The organism is Brucella sp. NBRC 14130, assembly GCF_040371715.1.
Lineage (GTDB): Bacteria > Pseudomonadota > Alphaproteobacteria > Rhizobiales > Rhizobiaceae > Brucella > Brucella intermedia.
Genome location: NZ_BAABTE010000010.1, coordinates 40219 through 63739, shown reverse-complemented (window position 1 = coordinate 63739; position 23521 = coordinate 40219). Strand labels below are relative to the sequence as shown.

The window sequence follows — 23521 nt, the reverse complement described above, 5'->3', positions numbered from 1 at the left end:
GGAGGCGGGGCGGCTTCGACCCAATACGGCAACAAACCGCCCCGAACGCGCGACGTCTAAAGCTTCTCAGCGAATGCCTGAAGCTCGCCGAGCGTCGACTTGATATCCTTGCGGCTGCCGGTGATAAGTTCTTCCAGCATGATGCCCCATTGATTTCCCAATTCCTGCCAGCGCGGGTCCTGCCAGAAAGTTACGGTCGTGCGGGCGCCGGTGGCGGCCATCGCATCTGCAAGGTTCTGTCCGAACGTCTCAGCATATTTCGGGCTTTGATAGGTGCTGGTGCGTGTCAATTCACCGGGTTGGCCTGCTACCAGACGGCGGGCTTCCTGCTCCTTCGAGGTGGCCCATGCCACGAAGAGCCCGGCGCAAGCCTTATCCTCGTCCGTCGCATTGGCCTTGGACGCAATTGCAAAGCCATGCGCATAGCCGGCGCCCGGAAGAGGCGTTGGCGGGACAGCGAAAGCAACCTTGTCTGCAACCTGGCTCTGCGCCTTATCGACCGACATGCCGCCAAGGGGCGCCGATTCGATGATAATTGCTACCTTGCCTGCCCGGAAAGCACCGGTGGATTCATCCCAGGAACCTGTCTGGGTACCGGGAGCGGAATACTTGAAAAGATCGAGATATTCCTCAGTTGCCTTCACTGCCGCGTCGGAGTTGAAAGCTGGCTTGCCATCCTTGAACCATTCGCCACCATTTGCCTTGAACAGCGGCATCCAGCGCCAGACATTGGCGCCCGAGCCGCGCTGTCCGCGCAACGCGGTTCCATAGACGCCATTTTCCGGGTCATGCAACTTGGCAACCGCGGCCTTATATTCGTCCCAGGTCTTTGGCGGCTGGATGCCCGCCTTTTCGAGCAGATCGGTACGATAAACCATCAGGTCGCCACCGCCCTGAACGGGTGCAAACCACTGTTTGCCGTCATAAGTGGCAGCCGCACGCATGCCGGCGTCGAAATCGTCGTAATCGTATTCGTTGGGGTAAAAGCCTTCGAGGGGAACGATCCAGCCCGACGAAGCAAACAATGCGAGATTGGCTTCATCGACATAGTAGACATTGTAGCTGCCTACCGTCGATGCGTCCGCCTGTGACTTCGCGCGGCGGTCATTCTCATTCAGATAGCTGATTTCAAAACCGGCACCGGAGAGTTCTTCAAACTCGTCCACATAGTCTTCCAGCAAGGTGAGGCCATCACGCGGCTGCGCCAGAACTCTTACATCCTTGCTGCAAATCGCAGCCGCCATGGCACCGGATGCGGCAGTGAGCGCTATGACCGCGCAACCGGTACGCAAAAACATTCGTAGCATGTTGTCCTCCCAATTATGTTCCACCGGATGCTCCTCTTCCCCGCATCCTGTGGATTCAATTTTGTAAAAACGGCGAGAACGGACTAGTTTGCTTTTTGTCAATAATTGATACTATTTTGATATTATGATGCCTCGGACGGTGCTATATCATGGTTCTATCATCGGAAAATTCTTCCTCTCTCCCCAACGCCTATGCTGCCACGCGAGAGCGCATTACGCTGCCGGGTGGGAAATCCTATCTCATTCGTCGCGACGATTATCCCAATCCGATATGCATCTGGAACTATCATCCTGAGTGGGAAATCCATTATATTCCTCAAGCTCAGGGGCTGGCCTATGTTGGCGACTACGTGGGGCCATTTCAGCCAGGTCATCTCGTCCTGACCGGGACGAACCTGCCCCATAACTGGATCACGCCGGGTGCGGCATCCATTCCGGGACGTGACCTCGTGCTCCAGTTCAATGCCGATGCACTTATTCAGGTTCGGTCGGTTTGCCCCGAATTCGAAGTGCTGCACCGCCTGAAGGGTTTGTCGCGGCGAGGAATCGAAATCACAGGTCAGGAAGCGCTTGATATCGGAGAAATGATACTGGCATTGCACCAGCAGTCGGATGCAGCGGGCCTTGGCCTTTTTCTTGAAATACTGAATGCGATTGATCGCGCTGAGCAAAAGCGCCCCTTGGCGAGCGAACATTTCGTATCGCTCTACAGCGAAGCCTCCGACAAACGGCATCGGCGTATCGATCAGGCTATCCAGATTCTACAATCAAACCCTGACCGCCAGATGCAGGATGTCGCCGATGCCGTCGGTCTGGACACAGCGTCTTTCTCTCGCGCTTTCAAGCGACTGACGGGTATGACGTTTTCGACCTACAGCCGTTCCGTGCGGGTGTGGCGGGCGCGCACCTTGCTGGTGGAAACAGATCTCGCAATAACCGACATTTGTTTTGAAGCCGGCTTCAACAATCTGTCTAATTTCAACCGCTATTTCTTGCTGGAAACAGGGCTCACTCCGCGCGCATATCGAAACGCCGCCCATATCCGGGATAGTTCGATTGCAGCAGCCTCGCGAACCCTGTGAGCGCATGGGGATGTCGCGTAATACCCCATCCCGCGCTGCCAGAGTTTAATCTGACCCAAAATCCACAACGGTGCCGATTGCGATAATCAGCGGAGCCATCGCCACAATGACGGCGTAGACTCAGTCACTTCAGCGTGAATGAACCTTTTCGTTAGGTTTTTGTTAACCATGCTGGAGGACATGGTCATGCAGTTGATTTTCTGGATTGAGATCGTAGCGATCCTGGCCGTCAGCGCTGTCGTTTTCGGCATCACCTGGATCGAAACCCATAAGAAGTGAACCAGCTTGACCGGGATCGCTTGGAGAGTATGCGCCTTGGAGGTAGCCGCGTTCGTGCGCGCAAATTTTACACGGTTGAGTTAGCGCCCAAACTGCGCCAAGGTATGAGGCATGTTCGATTGGCCACTCATATTTGTAAGCCTGCTAGCGATTGGTGTGGCGGTATTTCTAATCTACTGCTTGTGGGTGATAATTTTTGCAAAGCCGGATGGGGAACCCGTCGAGCCGACGACGATCGACACAGTCGATATGCTCCCTTTCATGAACCACGACGCTGATTAATACCCCTTCGAGCCATGCGGCCTGAAATCTGTTCGGTTACAGCTGGACCGTGAGTTTTTTCCTTGTTCCCTCGAGGTTTTGGCATTGAATGCCTCGTTTCCCGGACGCTTGCGGTGCTAAAAATATCTTCAGCAAGAAAATGGAATTGTCTTAAAAACTGCGCCCGAAACATACCATGACAAGAATGTAATCTCGTACGGTTTACACCACGATTAAATCATAAACGGACGCCACGATCAGCTCTATATCTTGCCATCGGAGATGCAGACCATGATCCACCCGACACCCAATACAGTCGCACCGGAAGCCGGTTTTCATGCTTTTGGCAATTCTGGCATGCTTCAGGAATTGCAAGCGAAAGTCGAAGACGCCAAGCGGAAGGCGAATAGCAGCCTGCGCCGCGCTCGGTCCGCACCCGGACCGCACGTGACGACGAACTCCATTTTCCTGTCACTCTATGAAGAACATCTCCGTGATCGGGAGTCGTTGTTTTCGTCGTTGCGGCAGCTGGACGATATGCGTAAGAATGCGAGTACGCATCGGGTTGCCGAATAAAACGTCAACCTCTGTTGCGTGGATGAAATCCATTGGGCCCGGAACGCGTTTAATCCTGATAGGCGAGACTATCGCTGAAATTGCCGCTGAAATTGCGCCCGGCTTCGCGGGCGATATTGGCCACAAGCGTGATCAGGCGTGTCGCCGCGCTTTCGAGATAGATGGCGCTATAGCTCGTCGCGGGGAAAGCGGCGTTGGTATTCAACACCTGAAGCTCGCCCGTCCGAAGCTCTTTCTGGATCACCACGGGGGGAATGACGGAAATACCGACGCCCGCCGAAATCATGTTGATCGTCGTGGTGAGCGAGTTGGAATAGTGGACAGTTGCGTCTTTCAACCGCTCCTCGGTGAAATAATTGATGATCTGCTGATAATTATAGGAGCCGCTCTCATAGGAAATGAGATTGCAGCCGAGTAGATCATCGCGCGACAGAACATCTTCCGCGCCGCCCGGAAACTGGTTGCTGCGCGATATCCAGAACATGCCGAACGTGCATATGTCGACAATACGCAGATTGGACGTCGGTTCGGGCTTGATCGCGAAAACGATATCGAGCTCCCGTTGCTCAAGCTTCTGCACGACGCCCTTCGAAGATGAAGTTGTGATCGAGATGCGTATCTTCGGATAACGCTGGCGCACAATATCGAGAATACCCGGCAATATGGTCATGGCAAGGCTTGGAACGATGCCGATCTTCAGCGTTCCTTCGAGCCCGTTTTGCGGGCTCAGGCTTTCCACCAGATCATGGTAACGCCGCACGACATCGCGCGCGCCCTCGACAAATGCCTCGCCCTCCGCCGTCAGGTTGACGTCGCGGGCGTCGCGGTCGAAAAGCCGGAAACCGAGTTCCTGTTCCATGGCGCCGATACGATTGGATATTGCCGCCGGCGTCATGTTGAGGCGAGCCGCCGTCGCCCGGAAATTACGCAGTTCCGACAACCAGATCACCGTTTCCAGAAAACGGATATTCATGGACGGGCATGTCCCTTCCCATTTCAGTTACCCGCGCGCGTTTCTTGAAGTCCCTTATTGCGCTCCGGACAGCCAGATTCGTCCTTTCCTTCTAAGACACTTGCGGGATGAAAATAAGCAAATAGTCACATTCAATCCCACAAACGACAGGGCCGGCCAAAACCGGCCCCGTCAGATCAACCTTCCGCGTGAGCGAGAATTTTCCTGGTCGCGCCAGAAACGTCACCCAGCTTGAGACCGGTCTTCACCGAAGCCTCTCGCACCTTGCCCTTGTCCTGTATATCGAGCGCACGCGAGGCGACCGCGTTCACTTCGTCACGCGGCAGGACGAGAACACCGCTCTCATCGGCCAGAATGGCATCACCCGGATTGACGACGACACCGCCGCAGGAGACCGGAATGTTGATGCCGCCACCCAGATCATAGAGCCGGGTGGTGATAGGGGAGATCCCCCTCGCCCACATCGGAAAATCGGAATCCTCGATTTCCGTCAGGTCCGTGCAGGGACCATCCACAATGCCGGCGACGGCCCCCGCCGCCTTCGCCGCGATGGTTACACCGCCGCCCCAGCACGCATAGCGGTCGTCCCCCATCCGGTCCACCACCAGAATATCGCCGGGGCGAAGCATTCCGGTTACGTGGTGAAGCAAGGTGGAATCCGGACCCGGTATGGCGATGGTGACGGCGGTGCCGACCACGCGGCGCTTCGGGAGGAGCGGCTGGATGGAACGGTGCATGAAGCCGAAGAAACGCCAGTGTCCGACGGTGGCCGTTTCGACGCCCGACAGGAGCTTGAGATCGCTTTCAGCTATCTGCTCCGGCATGGGGTTGATCGTATACATAAGGCGCCTCCTATGCGCAGGCCTGCAACTGCTTGCCGATGCGGCGATGGCTGACCATCGGGATGAGCGAACGCACACGTTCGATCTGGGCACGTTCGATGCGCGCCGTCACGAAGCCGACACCATCGGAGGCGCGCGCCACGACATGACCCCACGGATCGCAGACGAGCGAGTGACCATAGGTATGACGCCGTTCGCCGTTGGAAACGGTGCTGCCGGTCTGGCCGCAGGCCGCGAAATAGGTCTGGGTTTCGATGGCACGAGCCCGCGCCAGCACTTCCCAGTGATCCTTGCCGGTCTGCAACGTGAATGCGGCGGGAAGAACGATCACATCGGCACCGGCCTTTTCCAGTTCCAGATAAAGTTCGGCAAAGCGGATGTCGTAGCAGATCGCGCAGCCGATCTTGAACCCGTCGAGGTCATAGACGACGACATTCTCGCCCGGCTTGACGGTGGCGGATTCCTTATAGGCCGTCCCGTCCGGGCCGACGATGTCGAACATATGGATCTTGCGATAATGCGCGATCTCCTGGCCTTCGCGATTGAAGACGAAAGTGGAATTGTAGATGCGCTTTTCGTTCGGAACCTTTTCCATCAAGGTGCCGGCATGGACAAAGACTTTGTGCTCACGGGCAAAGTCCTGCGCCATCTTGTAGGCAGGACCACCGGGAACGCTCTCGGCTGCCGCAAGTTTTTCTTCCGGAGTACCGCCGTAATATTCGAAATATTCGGGCAGCACGATAAGGTCCGGAGAATCCGTGCGCACGGCATCTTCCATCAATCCCCGCGTAATGCGCAGGTTTTCGGCCTTGTCGGTCTGCGGGCTCGTTTGGATCAGGCTAATCTTCATTTCTTCCTCCAGCGAATGGATTGGTATTCAGTTCAGTCAGGCAACCAGGGCTTCGCTTTTCAGCATGTTCACGGTCGAGACCATGCCCTGGCGAAGCGTCATGTTCTGGGTGGCGACAACCAGCATCGTGGCGCCCTCGTTCTGCGCGAAGCGCCGTTCGGCTTCGGTCCAGGCGGGCATGATCCACGGCTTCCCGGCAGCGCGTGCAGCCGCCGCGCAGCGGCGCAGGTCGGCCTTGTCGTCATCATTGAAAGCGTAGGCTCCCCGCCCCCGCGCAAGCGCCAGATCCGAAGGGCCGGGAAACAAGCCGTCAACCGTATCGAGCGCAATGATCTTCTCGACATCGGCAAGACTTTCCGCCGTCTCGATCATGGCGAAGCATTTAGTGCGCTTGTTCTCTTTCTCGAAGGCATCGGTGGCCGGGCGGGCATAACCGAAAATGCGGCCGCCAGTATAAGAGCGCGTGCCGACCAGCGGATATTTTGCCGCTTTCGTAACCTGCTTCGCATGTTCCACGCCCAGAATATGCGGAACGATGACGCCATCCGATCCGAAGTCGAGCGCCTGCTGAATGGCTTCCGGCGTCGGTGCCAGCACCTTGGTCAGGGTGGAAAGACTCTGCGCCTTGGTGAAGGCCAGAAACTGGTCCAGTGTCGACAGGTCGAAGGTTCCGTGCTCGAGTTCGAGGACGAAGGATGAGAAGCCGCAGGTCCGGGCAATTTCGAGATAGCTGAAATGCGGTTGCGACATCCAGAGGGCGATATTTTCCATGCTTGAAGTCACTTTCAGTTGGGAGGTTATTTGCCGATTGTGCGGGACAATCCGAGTGTGCGTTCGATGACGAAGATGATGAGCAGCGTCGCCGCGATCAGCACGACCGAGATGGAAGCGGTCATCGGGTCGGTGCGGCTTTCGACATAATTGAAGATTTCGACCGGCAGCGTCGTCATGCGTGGCCCGGTGATGAAGAGCGAGATCACCACCTCATCGAAGGACAGAAGGAAGGACAAAGCCGCACTTGCCACCAGACCCGGCATCATCAATGGCAGTGTGATGCGACGGAACACCGTGAACGGGGACGCACCCAGCATCGTGGCGGCCTCTTCGACCGATGGAGGCAAGGTGGAGAACGCGGTTATCATTATGCGGATGACGTAAGGGGTCGTCACGATCAGATGGGCGATCACAAGACCTGTAAATGTGCCGAGAAGTTCCAGCCGCACGAAGACCAGCAGAATGGCGAGGCCCAGCACGATGGATGGCAGAAGCAGCGGCGCAGTAAAGAGGTTCAGCACCGCTTCGCGTCCACGGAACTGATAACGGCGGATCGCATAGGCCGCCGGGATACCCGCCAGAAGCGACAGGACGGTAACGACCGATGCAATGCCGAGGCTGATCCAGAACGCCTGGATGAGCGTTTCATGGTGCAGCATTTCCGCATACCACCGCACGCCCCAGCTCTGCGGCGGAAACGTCAGATAGTTGTCGTTGCTGAACGATAACGGCACCACCACCAGAATGGGGGCCAGCAGGAACAGGTAAAGCAGGCCGACCAGAAGGCGGAATGGCAATGAAGTTGAACCGATCATCTCATTTCTCCTTGCCGGTCAGTCGATGCGACGTGCGATGCGGGAATAGACCATCAGAGCGAGGCCGAAGATGATCAGGACAATGACGGAGGTTGCGGCTGCCCGCGGCCATTCAAGCTGGATCACGGCCTGATCGTAGATTTCCGTCGCCAGCAGGAACACGCGTCCCCCGCCAAGCAGTTTGGGCGTGATGAAGGAACTGATTGCCAGCACGAAGCAAAGCAGGCAGCCAAGCGCGATACCCGGCAAGGTGAGCGGCAGGATGATGCGGCGAAACCGGGTGAAGGCATTGGCGCCGAGGGATGCCGCAGCCTCCTCAAGCGAAGCGTTCAGGCGCCCGAAACCGGCAATCAGCGACAGCGCCATATAGGGGATCAGGATTTCCACCATGCCGATGAACACACCAAGCGTATTGTTGACGAGCCTGATGGGGGAGGAAATGATGCCGAGGTTCATCAAGGCTCCGTTGACGAGCCCCTGATCGCCGAGAAGCACCATCCAGCCATAGGTCCGCACCACGCTGCTGACGAGCAGCGGCGAGACCGTCACCACGAAAAGAAAGTTGCGCCATACGGGTGAAACACGGTGCAGGAAAAGCGCAATCGGATAGGCACAGATAAGCGTTGTCAGCGTGATGAATGCGCTCAGCCAGAGCGAGTTGAACACCAGACCCCAATTGAAACTGTCGGTGAAGAAATTGATATAATTCTCAAACGTATAGCGGTCTGTCAGGACACCGCCGCTCTCGCTCTGCAGGAAAGATATCTGCGCCAGATGCGCAACCGGCGCGATAAAGGCGATGAGATTGATCAAGGCCATCGGCAGAAGAAGCGCAACGGCGACGAGACCGTAACGCCTGCGTCTCGACGGCTTTGCCGGGATGATGCCGGTTGATGTGATCGCTGTCATGACCTCAGCTCCCAAAAACCAGCATGTCTTCCGGCTTCCATTCGCATAGCAGCCGGTCACCGGTATGGAATGCATGTCCCGCGCTGGCGGTCGGCACTTCAACTTTCAGGCAGGCGCCTTCGATCTCGATGTCGTACTGAACGATGTCGCCGATATAGGTCGTACGCTCAACCACGCCGTGCGCGCTGTTGGTTACGACGCTGACAAGATTGCGATCGCGGTTGGGCGTGAGATTGATGCGATGCGGACGAATGGCGATCTGCCCGGACCCGCGTGACTTTCCATGCGTGTTGCAGCGATAGGCGGCGCTGCCGAGACGGCAGACATTTTCATCCAGGATCTCGCAATTGTGGACATTGGCGCGACCGACGAATTTGGCGACGAACAGCGACGATGGCTTTTCATAGATTTCTTCCGGCGAACCGAGCTGCGCCAGCCTGCCGCTATCCATAACGCCCACGACATCACACATTGTCAGCGCTTCTACCTGGTCATGCGTGACGAAGACCGTGGTGATATCGAGGCGTTTCTGAATCTCACGGATTTCGATCCGCATGTCGTCGCGCAGCTTCGCATCCAGATTGGACAGGGGCTCATCGAGCAGAAGAATACGCGGACGAATGACCAGCGCCCGCGCAAGCGCCACGCGCTGCTGCTGGCCGCCGGACATCTCCTTGGGCTTGCGCGAGCCATAGCCGGGAAGCCGCACCATTTCGAGTGCTTCTTCGACCCGCTTCTTCGCCTCAGCCTTGGCGACCTTGCGCATATCGAGACCGAAAGCGACATTCTCGGCCACCGTCATATGCGGGAACAGGGCATAGTTCTGGAAAACCAGACCAATATCGCGCTGATGGGGTGGCCTGTGCGAAATATCGTTGCCATCGATCAGGATGTTGCCGTCCGAGATCGATGCGAGACCCGCAATCATGCGTAATGTCGTGGTCTTGCCGCAACCGGACGGGCCTAGGAGACCGAGCAGTTTTCCGCGGGGAAGATCGAGATGAAGATCGTTCACTGCCCGGTAATTGTTACCGTAAAGCTTGGTGAGGGCTTTCAACTGTAGAAATGAGCTTTCTGCTGCCATATCGAAACCTGTAAGGGTTCGGCGCCGCCCCGAAAAAACGGGGCGGAAGCGTAAATTTCAGGGTGAGGTAGGTTTAACGACCAGCCGGAATGATCTGGCGCCGCCAGGGATTGAGCAGCTTGTCGCGCATATCGCCGATAGTCATCCAGTCGACCGGAATGAGCTTTTCACGTTGAACCGTATCCATGTACGGGATGCGCTTTTTCGTTGCGTCGTTCACAGCCGCTTTCGTGTTCGATGGCGCATAGAACATGATCTCGGCGAAGCGGGCCTGCGCTTCGGGGCTTATCGCGTAATCGATGAATGTTTTGGTCGCATCCATGTTCTTGCCATTGGCAATTGCACTGATCACATTCACCTGCGCAGCCGTGCCTTCCTTCGGCCCGACCGACTGAAGTTTTCCGCCAGTCTGATCATAATAGAATTGCGCGCGCGCATTATAGCCGATGGACAGGGTCGCCGTGCCGTTTGCAACCAGCGTATAGGCATCGGGCTTCGGTTCCCACGTCTGTACGGCAGGCGCCAGTTCCACCAGCTTGTCCACGCCGGGCTTTACGGTCTTCGTATAATCGTCTTCACCGGCAAGCCGGTTTGCAATGATCGTAAGCAGGATGGCCTGAATATCGCCGCCGCCCTGCGCCGGGATGATGACCTTGCCGCTTTGCTGCTTGTCCCAGAGCGCTTCCCAGCTGTCCGGTGCACCTTGCCCAAATGCATCGTGATTATAAAGCAGCGAAAGCGTGTCATATGTGATTGGAATTGCAGCGCCAGCGAGTTCCTTGCCGAGGGCAGCCACATCGACATAATTTTTGAGCGTCGCTGGGTCGAGCTTTTCGACCAGCCCTTCCTCATCAGCTATCTTGGCGACCGAGAGATCGTAGATTACCGCATCCGTCTGCGGCGAGGACTTCTGGGCACGCATGTTTCCAAGCGATGTCGCGGCATTCTGCACCCCGTAATAAGTGACCTTGATATCAGGATGTTCCTTCTGGAACGGTTCGATGACGGCCTTGACATAATTGTCCTGAAATGCGCCGCGATAACCCATCACGGTAATTTCTGCTGCATTGGCTGCGAAAACAGTCAGAGCCGAAACACTCAACGCTAAACTCGCCAGAAAAGCCGATTTTCTGTTGATCAGACGTGCCATCAGTCACTCCCCTTTTGTTTGAGAACAAGGTGGAGAATGGTGGCGGGAGCGTCCAACGACTTATTCTGTCCGCCTGTTCGATTTTGCTTTATGCCTTTGAAACTCGGAGCTTTTGCTCCTGCATTTCAAGCGAAGATACTGGTCTGATGAAACCTGCATCCAGCGGATGATGAAATTCTGATCCATTGCCTGTTTTTTGAGCAGATTCCCGCTGTGCGGTTCCATTCGCCCGTTGCCTTATGCCTTTGTCGCCTTGAAACCACCGGCATCGCAAGACTGGCACGGTCCTTGCTTCTCTCAAATCGAACACCGAGCCGCGCGACACCGCATGACTTGTGGTGATCGATCAACCGAGGATGACAGAGAGACTAGCCGATGACCAAGTACAAGCTCGAATACATTTGGCTCGATGGATGCAAGCCGGCGGCGAACCTGCGCGGCAAGACGCAGATCAAGGAATTCGAGGCTTTCCCGACGCTCGACCAACTGCCGCTCTGGGGTTTCGATGGTTCTTCCACGATGCAGGCTGAAGGCCGCAGCTCGGATTGCGCGTTGAAGCCGGTCGCGATCTATCCCGATCCTGCGCGCAAGAACGGCGCTCTCGTGATGTGCGAAGTCATGATGCCGGATGGCATCACGCCGCATCCGTCCAACAGCCGTGCAACCGTCCTTGAAGACGATGATGCATGGTTCGGCTTCGAGCAGGAATATTTCTTCTACAAGGACGGCCGTCCGCTCGGCTTCCCGGAACAGGGTTTCCCCGCCCCGCAAGGACCGTATTACACCGGCGTCGGCTACAAGAATGTCGGTTCCATCGCCCGCAAGATCGTCGAGGAACATCTCGATCTCTGCCTGGATGCCGGCATCAATCACGAAGGCATCAACGCGGAAGTGGCCAAGGGCCAGTGGGAATTCCAGATTTTCGGCAAGGGTTCCAAAAACGCCGCCGACCAGATGTGGATCGCCCGTTACCTCCTGCTTCGTCTTTGCGAGCAGTACGAAATCGACATCGAATTCCACTGCAAGCCGCTCGGCGATACCGACTGGAACGGCTCTGGCATGCACTGCAACTTCTCGACCAGATACATGCGTGAAGTGGGCGGCAAGGATTATTTCGAAGCCCTCATGGCGCAGTTCGAGAAGAATTTGCAGGACCATATCGACGTTTACGGCCCGGACAACCACATGCGCCTGACCGGCAAGCACGAAACCGCTCCGTGGAATAAGTTCTCCTATGGCGTTGCCGACCGCGGCGCTTCGATCCGCGTTCCACACTCCTTCGTGAGGGACGGGTATCGCGGTTATCTCGAAGATCGCCGCCCGAATTCACAGGGCTGCCCATACCAGATCGCTTCGCAGGTCCTGAAGACGATTTCTGAAGTCCCGACCTCGGAAGACGAAGCACTCGCTGCCTGATTTCCAGACCAACGGCCAGCTGGAGGAATTCAGCGGGCCGTTGGTTAAGTTTCTCGGAAAACTGCAAACAACAAAAAAGGCCGGGGCGAAAACGCACCGACCTTCCTGATCATCGCTTTACTACCAGTGCCAGTACATCCGTGGTCAAAAGCATCAAGCGATGAAGGCTATTGCGAGCGACAGACGCGTTCCAGCGCTCTTGAGCAATGCCTATGACAGCCATATAGGCGCACATCTTGTTCAAAACAAGGTCGTGCATCAAATTAGTTCCGGCTTACCCTTCCCGCGCAAGACCGAAGCATGTTGTTCCTAGAGCATTTCCAGCAAAAGTGTGAAACGGTTTTGCGTTGGATAATGCGACAAAACAAATAGTAAGAGCGGTTCCGGCGATTCCGTTAGAACAGGAACCGCTCTAGGATGCCTGAACGACCTGTCTGCGTCCGTCCACATCATTCCCTCATCATTGTCGATCGCCATCGCACTGCGGTGCGTTCGCGCCGCTATCCCGGCTGATCTGAATGAACGGGTGACAGGATCGGGAACCGAACGAGCGTCGATGGCGGAAGCGTGGGGAGACTGGATTCCTTGCAAACGGCCCAGACTCGAATCATTGACTTTTGAAAATGGCCGCATTTAAACACCTGTCACATTCCTGCAATGGATCAATCCCCCGCGACCGCGTAACTCGGTGCGCTGCGTTAGAAATCAAGAGTAAATCATGGCAAACGAAGATCTCGAAGCTCGGCATCTGGAGACTCTTGATCGCGACCTTGGCCGCTTCGTCAAGCTGGAAACGGCGGCGAGCTACGTCTCCCGTCCGCTCGTGGCGCCCGGCATCGCTCTTGTATTCATCATGCTTGCCGGGCTTGGAGCGGCGATGCTGCTGGGTCATTCCAGCCAGATGTTCATCGTTGTCGCCGCAGCCGTCTTCGGCGCTTACATGGCCTTGAATATCGGCGCCAATGACGTTGCCAACAACATGGGACCCGCTGTCGGAGCCAATGCGCTAAGCATGGGCGGTGCGATTGCGATTGCTGCCATTTTTGAAAGTGCGGGTGCGCTCATTGCCGGGGCCGATGTCGTCTCGACGGTGGCGACCGGCATCATTGCGCCCGATACGCTCGCAACCCCGGTCATGTTCATCTGGGCGATGATGGCCGCGTTGCTCGCCTCGGCGCTCTGGGTCAATCTTGCCACCTGGATCGGCGCTCCCGTTTCAACCACCCATGCGGTTGTCGGAGGCGTCGTCGGGGCGGGCATCGTTGCGGCTGGCTTTGGAGCGGTGAACTGGTCGCAGATGGCCGCAATCGCGGCAAGCTGGGTTATCTCGCCGGTGCTGGGTGCGATCATAGCCGCCGGTTTTCTCTGGCTGATCAAAGCCCGTATCGTCTACCGTCCGGATAAGATTGCGGCTGCCCGCGTTTGGGTGCCCATTCTTGTCGGTCTGATGGCTGGCACCTTTGCAACCTATCTGATCATGAAGGGGCTGAAGCAGCTGGTCGATGTATCGATCGAGGCCGCTCTGGCTATCGGGCTGGCTTTCGGGCTTGCAAGCTGGCTAACCTTGATCCCCGTCATTCGCCGCCAGTCGCAGGGGCTCGAAAACCGCAACAAATCGCTGAAAGTCCTGTTCAGCATTCCGCTGGTTGTTTCGGCGGCGTTGCTTAGCTTCGCCCATGGTGCAAATGACGTGGCCAATGCTGTTGGTCCGCTTGCGGCGATTGTTCAGACATCGCAGACGGGCACGTTGAACGACGGTGTCGAGATTCCGCTCTGGGTCATGCTGATCGGCGCTTGTGGCATTTCGTTCGGCCTGTGCCTGTTCGGCCCGAAGCTCATTCGGATGGTTGGCAATCAGATCACCAAGCTGAACCCGATGCGGGCCTATTGCGTGTCGCTTTCCGCCGCGATCACCGTCATTCTCGCCAGTTGGCTGGGATTGCCGGTCAGTTCAACCCACATCGCCATCGGTGCGATCTTTGGCGTCGGATTCTTTCGCGAATGGGATACGGAACGGCGGCTGAAAAAGGCGCGCCAGGCCCTGCCGCTTGAGTCCATCCCGGTTGAAGAGCGCCGCCGACGCAAGTTGGTTCGCCGTTCTCACGCGCTGACGATTGCCGCAGCCTGGGTGGTAACGGTTCCCGCCGCGGCAATTCTCTCGGCCATTCTGTTTGCCTTGCTGAACCAGTTGCCCGTGGGGAATTCCTGATTCAGCGACCTAAAGCGTGTCGCATTTATCATATTCACACAACACGCTTTAAGCTTTCGTGCATGTCTTTATCCCAAAACCGGTTCCCACTTTTGGGAGACATGCTTTAGGCTCCGCTGAGAATTGCAAAAGCCCCAAGCTGCAAGCCCGGGGTTTTGTCCCCGCTGCTGTTCACGCCCTGGGAGCACCGGATAGAAGCTGGATTGAGCGTCAAGAAAATGCTCCAATCCCATGGACTGATTGACATCATCATAGGGTCATTCGAAGCAGGCGGCATAAATGGAATTCAAGGAGACTGGCATGAGCGTGCAATTTGCCCCGCAGCTGACGGTGTGCGGGATTGAGGAACTGGCCGGGCAGCGGGCGCGAAAGGTCACCCATGTTCTGTCGCTGGTCGATCCAGACCTTCCCGAACTGGATGCGTTTCAGACTTTCGAGCAGCATCATCGCGTGACGTTGCGTTTTCACGACATCATCAATGCCGCCGACAATCACACAATGCCAACGCCCGATCATATGAGCTCGATCCTCCAGTTCGGCTCGGACTTCCTCGCTGCACAGAACGGGGAAGCGCCTCGCCACCTGCTGGTCCATTGTCATATGGGCGTGTCGCGTTCGACGGCGGCCATGGTTTCGCTCATGGCGCAGGGCAATCCCGACGAAAACGCTGAAAACCTCTTCGCGCGCCTTGTCGCCATCCGCCCGCAGGCGTGGCCGAACTCCCAGATGATCGGCTTTGCCGACGAACAGCTTGGGCGTAAAGGCGAACTGACCGACGCATTGCGCAGGCATTACGGCCGCCAGATCGAACGCAACCCGCAATTTACGGAATGGATGACAAGACTGGGCCGTCAGGCCGAGCTTCAGATGGCGATACCGGTTGCACCGTCGACGGCATCGTCGATGTGACCACATCAGCCTGCGAAAGAAAAAGGCGCCTTTCGGCGCCTTTTTGCTAACTTATCAATCGGCCGGCCCATATCAATATACAGGCGCCGATGAAGCCCGCGATCAGATAGCCCAGCCAGCCGCCGAACGAAACACCGAGCAATCCGAAGATAAAACTCGCTACGGCTGCGCCGATGATACCGAGAATGATATTCATGAATATCCCGGTATTGCTGTTCATGAAATTGGAGGCAATCCAGCCGGCCAGACCGCCGATGATGATTGCCGCAACCCAGCCTATTCCTGCGCTTCCCATCGAGAACCCTCCTGATTACAGTCCGGCGGGCACCTTGCCGCCGTTATCCTTCAGTTTCTGAATGACCTGCTTGTGCAGCCAGACATTCATGGTCGCGGAATCGCCCGTGTCACCGGTATAGCCCAGTTCCTTGGCAAGTTCCTTGCGGTGCTCCAGGCTGCTGTCGAGGCCAAGAGCCTTCATCAGATCGACGATCGAAGTCTTCCAGTTGAGCTTCTGGCCGCTTTTGGCGACGGCGGCATCAAGAATAGCGCCTACGTCGACGCTGCCCGCAGTAGCGGGTGCCGACTGCGCCGGAGCGGCAGCGCTCGGCGATGCGGTTGGCGTCGGCGCTGGCGAAGCAGCGGTTTCCGTGGAAGGCGTTGCAGCCTGCGCCTCTCCCCAAATGGCGTTCTTAATCTTGTCGAAAATCCCCATCACGAACTCCAATCGTTGAAAAATCGATATGCCCCCAAACTTCCGACTTTGGACGATCGGAAACCTGGACACAGCAAATCATCCGGTGATTCCCGGACAAACGCTCGAAGTAAATGAAGATGAAGCGGTTTTGTTCCCTATAAAGTTGTAACAGAAAGTTTCAGCGTGTCTTGATCGCGCATCTATACAGCCGGGCGCATGCCGATTGGACGTGCCGGAATCAGCCTCACGTTCTGCGCCGGACATATCGCCAGCCCGAAACAATCCCCTATCTTGTTACGCATCAGCCCCGAACAAGGGAGTGGCCGCGCGTGCACAAGCAGCTTGTTACGTTCAATGCCGGTTCGTCGACCGTCAAGATCGGCACCTTCACCTTTGACGGACAGCACATCCGAAAACGGGCGCGGGGCGAGATCGACCTGAACGAATCTCCCGTGACCTTTCGATTGCGCGGTGAAAGCGGAAACCTCGACATTGCCCTGGCATCTGCGGACGCCGGCAATATCGTCAGCATTCTGGAAGAATTGCTCGTACGATTGTCCGATCACATCAGCCCCGGCAACATTCTCGGCGTCGGTCATCGCGTCGTCTTTGGCGGCGATCATTTCCCCGGGCCGGTATTGTTAGACGACAAACATATCGAAGTCATCGAGAGCCTTTCCATTTACGCGCCGCTCCACCAGCCCAAAAGCACAGCCCTGATAAAGGCCGTTCGGGAACTCCTTCCCCATCTTCCGCAGGCGGCTTCCTTCGACACCGCCTTCCACCAGACCATACCGGACAAGATCAGGCGTTTTGCGGTTCCCATCGCCCTCCATGAACGCGGAATAAAGCGATATGGCTTTCACGGCTTGTCCTACAAATCCATCATCGCGAACTTTCCCCGACGAGAGCCGGAGCTTGCTGGCGGGAAGATCGTCGCCGCACATCTGGGAAGCGGGGCAAGCCTGTGCGCCATGGACGGCGGCAAAAGCGTCGACACCAGCATGAGCTTTTCCACGCTTGACGGCATTCCGATGGCGACACGTTGCGGAACCATCGATCCCGGCGTTCTCCTTCATTTGTTGCAGCAGGAAAACATGCAGGCCGACGCGCTTTCCGACCTGCTTTATCATCGCTCCGGCCTTCTCGGATTGTCCGGGATAAGCAGCGATACACGCGACCTGCTCGCAAGCGATGATGCCCGTGCCCGGGAAGCCATCGACATTTTCACCGCGCGCATTGCCGGTGAAATATGCAGGCTCGCCGCGATGCTTGGCGGGTTGGATGCCTTGATCTTCACCGCCGGTATCGGGGAACACCAGCCCGCAATCCGCGAAGCGGTCTGCGAACGTCTGTCCTGGCTTGGTTTTGAAATCGACGCTGCCGCCAACGAAAACAATGCTTTCCGGATCACGCGCCCAACCTCCCCGGCAGCGGCCTTCGTGCTTGCTACCGACGAGGAACAGATCATCGCCGCCGAAACGCTGGACGCTCTTCGGAACACCGCAGTTACAGCGCCCGCCGCATCTGCGTAACCATCCGCGAAGGAGACAGAGAATGACCAAAGCACCGGCCCAAGGCCCCCTGGCACCTCAGCAGCTCGCGCTGATCGATCGCTACTGGAAAGCGGCGAACTATCTTTCGGTGGGGCAGATCTACCTGATGGACAATCCCCTGCTGCGCAAGCCGCTGGAACCTGAGCATATCAAGCCACGGTTGCTCGGCCACTGGGGGACGACGCCCGGCCTGAATTTCATTTACGCCCACCTCAATCGCATCATTCGGGAAAGAAATGCCAACATAATCTACATATGCGGGCCGGGGCACGGCGGACCGGGCATGGTAGCGAACACCTATCTGGAAGGCTCCTATTCTGAAATCTATCCGGGCGTGAGCGAGGATGAGGCAGGAATGCGCAAACTGTTCCGGCAGTTTTCCTTTCCCGGCGGCATACCAAGCCATGTCGCGCCGGAAACGCCAGGCTCGATCCATGAGGGCGGCGAGCTGGGATATGCGCTTGTGCACGCCTATGGCGCCGCTTTCGACAATCCTGATCTGGTGGTCGCCTGTGTGGTCGGCGATGGCGAGGCGGAAACGGGAACCCTTGCCGCCTCATGGCATTCCAACAAGTTTCTCAATCCCGCACGCGACGGCGCCGTGCTGCCGATCCTTCATCTGAACGGCTATAAAATCGCAAATCCCACCATCCTCGCCCGCCTTTCCGATGACGACCTCACCAGTCTCTTCAGCGGCTATGGCTATGAGCCGTTCTTCGTCGAGGGCAGCGAACCCGAGGCCATGCACCAGCAGATGGCAGCGACACTCGATACGATCTTCGCCCGGATCGAGACGACAAAGCGAAGTGCCGATGTGAAATCACCGGAGCGCCCCCGCTGGCCCATGATCATTCTGCGAAGCCCGAAAGGCTGGACCGGCCCGAAGGAAGTCGACGGGCTGATCGTAGAGAATTACTGGCGATCGCATCAGGTTCCCGTCGCTAATTGCCGCGAAAATGATGCGCATCGCAAAATTCTTGAAAGCTGGATGAAAAGCTATAACCCGGAGGACCTGTTTGACGAAAAAGGTGCGCTGAAGCCCGAACTGCGCGCGCTCGCGCCGCAGGGCGAACGGCGCATGGGGGCCAGCCCTTATGCAAATGGCGGCTTGCTTCGCAAGGAACTGCATACGCCCGACTTCCGGCAATATGCCGTCGAGGTCACCGAACCGGGAGCGCTGGAAGGGCAATCCACCAAAATACTCGGTGAATATCTGCGCGACGTGCTGAAGCTGAACGAGCCGGAGAAGAATTTCCGCGTCTTCGGCCCCGATGAGACCGCTTCAAACCGTCTCGGCGCAGTCTTCGATGCCAGCGACCGCGTGTGGATGGCTGAAACCCTCGACATAGACGACCATCTGTCGGCCGATGGCCGCATCATGGAAGTGTTGAGCGAGAACCTGTGTCAGGGCTGGCTGGAGGGCTATCTGCTGACCGGAAGGCACGGGTTTTTCTCCTGCTACGAAGCCTTCATCCATATCGTCGATTCCATGTTCAACCAGCATGCAAAATGGTTGCAGGTCGCGCGCGAATTGAAATGGCGAAAACCGATTTCATCGCTCAACTATCTTCTGACCTCTCATGTCTGGCGTCAGGATCATAACGGCTTTTCCCATCAGGACCCGGGCTTTGTCGACCTGGTGGCCAATAAGAGCGCCGATATCATCCGTGTCTATTTTCCCCCGGACGCCAACACGCTGCTGTGGGTTGCCGATCACTGCCTTAAAACCTGGGATCGCATCAACGTCATCGTGGCGGGAAAACAGCCTGAACCGCAATGGCTGTCGACGGACGAGGCCGTGCGCCATTGCGAAGCCGGTCTCGGCATATGGGACTGGGCCGGAACCGAGGACGGTCTGGAACCCGACATCGTGATGGCCTGCGCGGGTGATGTGCCAACGATGGAAGTTCTCGCCGCTGTTTCTCTCCTGCGCCAGTCCCTGCCGCATCTGCGCATCCGCGTCGTCAATGTCGTGGACCTGATGGTTCTGCAATCACCGCAACACCATCCGCACGGCATTGCCGACGACGAGTTCGACCGCATCTTCACGACCAACCGGCCCGTCATCTTTGCTTACCACGGTTATCCCTATCTCATTCACCGGCTGGTCTATAAACGCACCAACCATTCCAATTTCCACGTGCACGGCTTTATCGAACAGGGAACCACGACCACGCCTTTCGACATGACGGTGCTGAACGAACTGGACCGGTTTCATCTGGCCATGGCGGCTGTCAGGCGGCTGCCGATCGGCAATGACGTGGCGGGTCCTTTGATCGCCACGTTCGAGGAAAAGCTCGTCCTTCACAAACGTTACGTGCGGGAACATGGCGAAGACATGCCGGAAATCCGGGATTGGAAATGGGACGCACGGCTGTAAGCAACCGCGCGAAGAAGCGCGGCGCCCGCAGGCACCGCGCTTCAGGTTCAGCCAATTGTCGCAGGCGCGCTGATGGCGCCGCGATGCTGACGTGCGGGTTTTCTCACCAGCGCTTCAACCCCAGCAGTTTCTCGCCAAGCAGGGTCAGCGCGGCCGTCTCAGCGTTGTGTTTTTCCCATTCGCGCGGATCACCGGGAAAAGCGTCACGCCTTGGATGATCACGCTCCCGCCAGAGCCGGATGCGTTCCAGTCGTTCGGTCTCGTTTTCCCATTCGGCGGGGTGCATGGAGATATATTGCGCCATGCGCACCCGGTTGTCGGAATGGTTCGGCCTGACGCCATGTGCCAGCAGCGAATTGAAGATCATCAGGTCGCCTGGCTCCATGTCGATATTGACCACTTCGAGCCCGGTCATGTCGGGGTGCATGGGGTCGCGGTCGTCCGGCTGTGTTTTCACCCATTCCTCGAAATGCTCGAACAGATAGGGCGCGCACTGGAAACCGCCCACATCGCCATCCTGCTTCTGCAGGCTGAGAACACCCTGCACGCCGATTGGCAGAGGCCGGATCGAAGTGTCCACGTCCCAATGAATGAAGCCGTGCGGGTTGCCCTTGATCTTCTTTGGCGGATTGAGGTTGGCCCGGTCGATGGTGACCCACAGGTCCTCCCTGTCCCATATATCGACAAAGACGTCATAGACACGCTGCTCCATACGATTGTCCCACAGATACTGGTGATTGTAGATTTCCAGCATCCCGGTATTGTTGAGCTCCTTCATCTTGTGCTCGCGCCGCTGCGGCGCATACCAGGTTGAAGGGTCTTTCGGGTCCTTTTCGTCGAATTCCCAGAGCAGATCGACAAGACGCGCAACATTGGCCGCCGGGACGGCCTGACGGACGATGACATATCCCCTTGTCGTCCAATGTTCCCAATCGGCCTTTGACAGAACGCGCAGCGGCAGGTTCTTCCTGATGTCCTTCAACTGGATCGTCGCGGCTGTGGTCGGATGGCTGTCGCGCTTGGTCATTGTGGTGTTCTGCATATCGTTCTCCCATCATATGCTTGCCCGGAACCGGGGATGCAGAAAAGCTAATGGTTTCCCGCGCGCCATGTTGCGTCCAAATGGACAAAACTGATACTATTCCAGCGTCAAACCTGTACCCCAAGGCAACATGAAGCCACTTCTTGAACATTTGCCCGCATCGCCGGACGCTTCCTGGAGCATGCTCAATCGGCGTCTCGACGATGCGATCCCTTTCGAATGGCATCATCATCCCGAGTTTGAATTGACGCTGACGCTCAATTCCCGCGGCCAGCGCTTCATCGGAAACCACGTCGCCGAATACGACCATGGCGATCTCGTCCTCATTGGCCCCGATCTGCCGCACACATGGGCCTCGCGCGAAAAACTCGACGAGACAAAACCGCACGTGGCGCTTGTCTTCTGGTTTCGAAGGGAATGGATAGATGGCCTGACGTGGGGATCGGTGGAGCTGGCTCCCATCCGTCGCCTGATATCCGACGCCGGCACGGCTCTGGCGTTTGATCCGGCGCTCGGTCGTCGCCTGTCGGCGGATTTCGAAGCGCTGTTCCTGCATCCGCCCGCGCAGCGGCTGATCGGCCTGCTGACGATACTGGCAAGGCTCGCGGAGGAGCGCACGAGACAGCCACTTTCGTCCGTCATTCCCCAGCAGCATGTGGGCGACCGCTCAAGGATCGACCGGGTACTCGTGCATATCCATAAGCACTATCACGCGCCCCTGCGCATGGAGGAGCTTGCCGAAATCGCGTTCCTCAGCGTTTCGGGGCTGCATCGCCTGTTCCAGCGGCACACCCAGATGAGCGTCTCCGAATATCTGATCGCCTTGCGGATCGGTGAATCCTGTTCGCGGCTTTCGGGCACGAACCAGCCCATCCAGCACATAGCCGCCGAAGTCGGCTACGCTTCCCTCGCCAATTTCAACCGGCAGTTCAGACGGTTGCGCGGCATGTCCCCGCGCGAATACCGAATGTCCTTCCGCCGGTAGGTTCGACGTTCAGGCAAAGGCATACTCACCCGCCATTGGGCTCAGGAAGGCGCCTAATCAAAGGTCTTTGATCAGAAAAACTTCGGACTCAGGCTGAAACTTTCCAAAGGAAATGGCTCCGGCCTCGCGAAAGCCATTGCTCCGGTGCCATTCCTGAGGTTCCTTCTCGTCGGCAACACTCGATGTCATCAATTGCGTGACCTGCTGTTCCCGCATCGCGCTTTCCCAGTGCCGGAACAGCAATCCGCCAATGCCGCGCCGCCGGTATTGGGGAATGACCCAGATCATATCCATGTAGGGGATGACACCCCAAAACCAGCTGTAGCGAAGAAATCCGGCAGGCTCCGCATCCGCCAGAGCCATGATATACTCGCCAGCGGATAGACAGCGCTTCACCCAGTGCGCAGGCACGTGCAGGTCATGGCTGATCAGCCAGTCCGTATATCGGATATCAGCGGTAATAACATTCGTGTTCATTCTCTGCCTGTCATTCTGCCCGTTCCATTGGCCAGGTCGTCCGGGATCGGACCGCTCCGCCATGAATTGTCCGTGGCAAGAAAATCGACGAACGCCCGCAGTTTCGGCGAGAGATGGCGGCTCGACGGCCACATGACCTGCAAGGGCGTGGGAATATCGAGATAATCCTCGAGAACGCTGACCAGTGTCCCGTTCGCCAGCTGGGGGCGCACGCTCAAATCCGGGATGGAAACAAGGCCGATGCCTTGCTCCGCCAGGGATATTTGCGGCTCCAGTGAATTCAGCACCATGCGGGCGGGCAGGTCGGCTTCGAAGATTTCATCTTGCCTTCTGAAACGCCAGCGGTCGAGCTTGCCGGTCGTGGGGAACCGGTAAACCAGGCACGAATGGCGCGCCAGATCCTCCGGCTTTTCCGGCACCCCATGCCTGCGCAGATAGTCCGGAGAGGCAACGACCGCCCGGCGATAGGAGCCGAGCTTGCGGGCCATCAAACGGGAATCGCCCTGATGGCCTGTACGGATCACGGCATCGAACCCTTCCTCGATCACGTCCACAAGCCGATCCGTGAAGTCGAGTTCCAGTTCTATTTGCGGGTGGTGGCGCGCGAAAACCGCAATGGCCGGCAGGAACAATGTGCCCAGCGACGGCAGGCTGACGCGGAGCCTGCCGCTCAGTTCCTGACAGGTCTGCGACAATTCACTTTCGGCCATCTCGAATTCACACAGGATGCGGTGGCATCGGTCCAGAAACTTCACGCCTTCCGGCGTCAGCGAGATGCTGCGCGTGGAACGATGGAACAGCCTTGTGCCGAACCGTTCCTCCAGCCGCACCACTGCCTTGCTTACAGCAGACGGCGAAATGCCCAACCGACGCCCCGCCTCCGTGAAACCTCCGGTTTCGGCTGCCTGCACGAAAGCGCGCAATGCGCCAAGACTGTCCATCCCCTGAGCC

Annotated in this window: 22 protein-coding genes; 8 read left to right on the top strand and 14 right to left on the bottom strand. The window is 57.4% G+C overall.

The window, feature by feature from the left end:
* Positions 1-56: 56 nt before the first annotated feature.
* Complete coding sequence (locus tag ABWW28_RS19305) at positions 57-1307, bottom strand: ABC transporter substrate-binding protein (RefSeq protein ID WP_176588566.1); 1251 nt, start codon at positions 1305-1307, stop codon at positions 57-59.
* 149 nt (positions 1308-1456) lie between these two features.
* On the opposite strand from ABWW28_RS19305, the gene ABWW28_RS19300 reads away from it, so the two are divergent.
* Positions 1457-2389, top strand: coding sequence for an AraC family transcriptional regulator (locus ABWW28_RS19300; RefSeq protein WP_112672137.1), 933 nt, complete (start codon positions 1457-1459; stop codon positions 2387-2389).
* A gap of 831 nt (positions 2390-3220) precedes the next feature.
* Positions 3221-3505 carry a hypothetical protein gene (locus ABWW28_RS19295; protein ID WP_176588565.1) on the top strand — a complete coding sequence of 95 codons (285 nt, stop codon included), beginning with the start codon at positions 3221-3223 and terminating at the stop codon, positions 3503-3505.
* 49 nt (positions 3506-3554) lie between these two features.
* Here ABWW28_RS19295 and ABWW28_RS19290 read toward each other — a convergent pair whose 3' ends face one another.
* The 8 genes from ABWW28_RS19290 to ABWW28_RS19255 form a co-directional block, all read right to left on the bottom strand.
* The gene (locus ABWW28_RS19290; protein ID WP_176588564.1) at positions 3555-4478 is read right to left on the bottom strand and encodes a LysR family transcriptional regulator; all 924 of its coding nucleotides are present in this window, start codon (positions 4476-4478) and stop codon (positions 3555-3557) included.
* Between the two features lie 176 nt (positions 4479-4654).
* Positions 4655-5320 (bottom strand): RraA family protein, encoded by a 666-nt coding sequence (locus ABWW28_RS19285; protein WP_176588563.1) that lies wholly within the window; start codon positions 5318-5320, stop codon positions 4655-4657.
* 10 nt (positions 5321-5330) lie between these two features.
* Entirely contained in the window at positions 5331-6170 is an 840-nt protein-coding gene (locus ABWW28_RS19280; protein ID WP_113475504.1) for a carbon-nitrogen hydrolase family protein, read from the bottom strand.
* Between the two features lie 36 nt (positions 6171-6206).
* Entirely contained in the window at positions 6207-6941 is a 735-nt protein-coding gene (locus ABWW28_RS19275) for an HpcH/HpaI aldolase family protein (protein ID WP_176588562.1), read from the bottom strand.
* Between the two features lie 26 nt (positions 6942-6967).
* The gene (locus ABWW28_RS19270; protein ID WP_006470062.1) at positions 6968-7759 is read right to left on the bottom strand and encodes an ABC transporter permease; all 792 of its coding nucleotides are present in this window, start codon (positions 7757-7759) and stop codon (positions 6968-6970) included.
* Between the two features lie 18 nt (positions 7760-7777).
* Positions 7778-8668 (bottom strand): ABC transporter permease, encoded by an 891-nt coding sequence (locus ABWW28_RS19265; RefSeq protein WP_176588561.1) that lies wholly within the window; start codon positions 8666-8668, stop codon positions 7778-7780.
* Between the two features lie 4 nt (positions 8669-8672).
* Positions 8673-9752: an ABC transporter ATP-binding protein gene (locus tag ABWW28_RS19260; protein ID WP_176588560.1), complete on the bottom strand. Its 1080-nt coding sequence runs from the start codon at positions 9750-9752 to the stop codon at positions 8673-8675.
* A 73-nt stretch (positions 9753-9825) separates the two neighbouring features.
* Entirely contained in the window at positions 9826-10902 is a 1077-nt protein-coding gene (locus ABWW28_RS19255; RefSeq protein ID WP_176588559.1) for an extracellular solute-binding protein, read from the bottom strand.
* A 375-nt stretch (positions 10903-11277) separates the two neighbouring features.
* Between ABWW28_RS19255 and ABWW28_RS19250 the strand changes: the two genes are divergently transcribed.
* From ABWW28_RS19250 to ABWW28_RS19240, 3 genes are all read left to right on the top strand, one after another.
* The gene (locus ABWW28_RS19250; protein ID WP_176588558.1) at positions 11278-12318 is read left to right on the top strand and encodes a glutamine synthetase beta-grasp domain-containing protein; all 1041 of its coding nucleotides are present in this window, start codon (positions 11278-11280) and stop codon (positions 12316-12318) included.
* Positions 12319-13036: 718 nt separating this feature from the next.
* Complete coding sequence (locus tag ABWW28_RS19245) at positions 13037-14527, top strand: inorganic phosphate transporter (RefSeq protein WP_176588557.1); 1491 nt, start codon at positions 13037-13039, stop codon at positions 14525-14527.
* A 300-nt stretch (positions 14528-14827) separates the two neighbouring features.
* The gene (locus ABWW28_RS19240) at positions 14828-15436 is read left to right on the top strand and encodes a tyrosine phosphatase family protein (protein WP_025091101.1); all 609 of its coding nucleotides are present in this window, start codon (positions 14828-14830) and stop codon (positions 15434-15436) included.
* A gap of 46 nt (positions 15437-15482) precedes the next feature.
* Here the strand turns inward: ABWW28_RS19240 and ABWW28_RS19235 are convergent, their stop codons facing one another.
* Positions 15483-15731 carry a GlsB/YeaQ/YmgE family stress response membrane protein gene (locus tag ABWW28_RS19235; protein ID WP_176588556.1) on the bottom strand — a complete coding sequence of 83 codons (249 nt, stop codon included), beginning with the start codon at positions 15729-15731 and terminating at the stop codon, positions 15483-15485.
* Positions 15732-15746: 15 nt separating this feature from the next.
* Positions 15747-16148 carry a DUF3597 domain-containing protein gene (locus ABWW28_RS19230; protein WP_176588555.1) on the bottom strand — a complete coding sequence of 134 codons (402 nt, stop codon included), beginning with the start codon at positions 16146-16148 and terminating at the stop codon, positions 15747-15749.
* Between the two features lie 311 nt (positions 16149-16459).
* On the opposite strand from ABWW28_RS19230, the gene ABWW28_RS19225 reads away from it, so the two are divergent.
* Positions 16460-17665: an acetate/propionate family kinase gene (locus ABWW28_RS19225; protein ID WP_176588554.1), complete on the top strand. Its 1206-nt coding sequence runs from the start codon at positions 16460-16462 to the stop codon at positions 17663-17665.
* Positions 17666-17687: 22 nt separating this feature from the next.
* Positions 17688-20066, top strand: coding sequence for a phosphoketolase family protein (locus ABWW28_RS19220; protein WP_176588553.1), 2379 nt, complete (start codon positions 17688-17690; stop codon positions 20064-20066).
* 103 nt (positions 20067-20169) lie between these two features.
* On the opposite strand, the gene ABWW28_RS19215 is transcribed toward ABWW28_RS19220, so the two are convergent.
* The gene (locus tag ABWW28_RS19215; RefSeq protein WP_113341976.1) at positions 20170-21108 is read right to left on the bottom strand and encodes a phytanoyl-CoA dioxygenase family protein; all 939 of its coding nucleotides are present in this window, start codon (positions 21106-21108) and stop codon (positions 20170-20172) included.
* Positions 21109-21238: 130 nt separating this feature from the next.
* Here ABWW28_RS19215 and ABWW28_RS19210 point away from each other — a divergent pair, with 130 nt between their 5' ends.
* The gene (locus ABWW28_RS19210; protein ID WP_113341975.1) at positions 21239-22093 is read left to right on the top strand and encodes a helix-turn-helix domain-containing protein; all 855 of its coding nucleotides are present in this window, start codon (positions 21239-21241) and stop codon (positions 22091-22093) included.
* A 57-nt stretch (positions 22094-22150) separates the two neighbouring features.
* Here the strand turns inward: ABWW28_RS19210 and ABWW28_RS19205 are convergent, their stop codons facing one another.
* Positions 22151-22570: a GNAT family N-acetyltransferase gene (locus ABWW28_RS19205; RefSeq protein ID WP_353391784.1), complete on the bottom strand. Its 420-nt coding sequence runs from the start codon at positions 22568-22570 to the stop codon at positions 22151-22153.
* Positions 22567-23511, bottom strand: a complete 945-nt coding sequence (locus tag ABWW28_RS19200) for a LysR family transcriptional regulator (protein WP_113341973.1) — start codon at positions 23509-23511, stop codon at positions 22567-22569. Before ABWW28_RS19200 ends, ABWW28_RS19205 begins: the two co-directional genes overlap by 4 nt.
* Positions 23512-23521 lie beyond the last annotated feature (10 nt).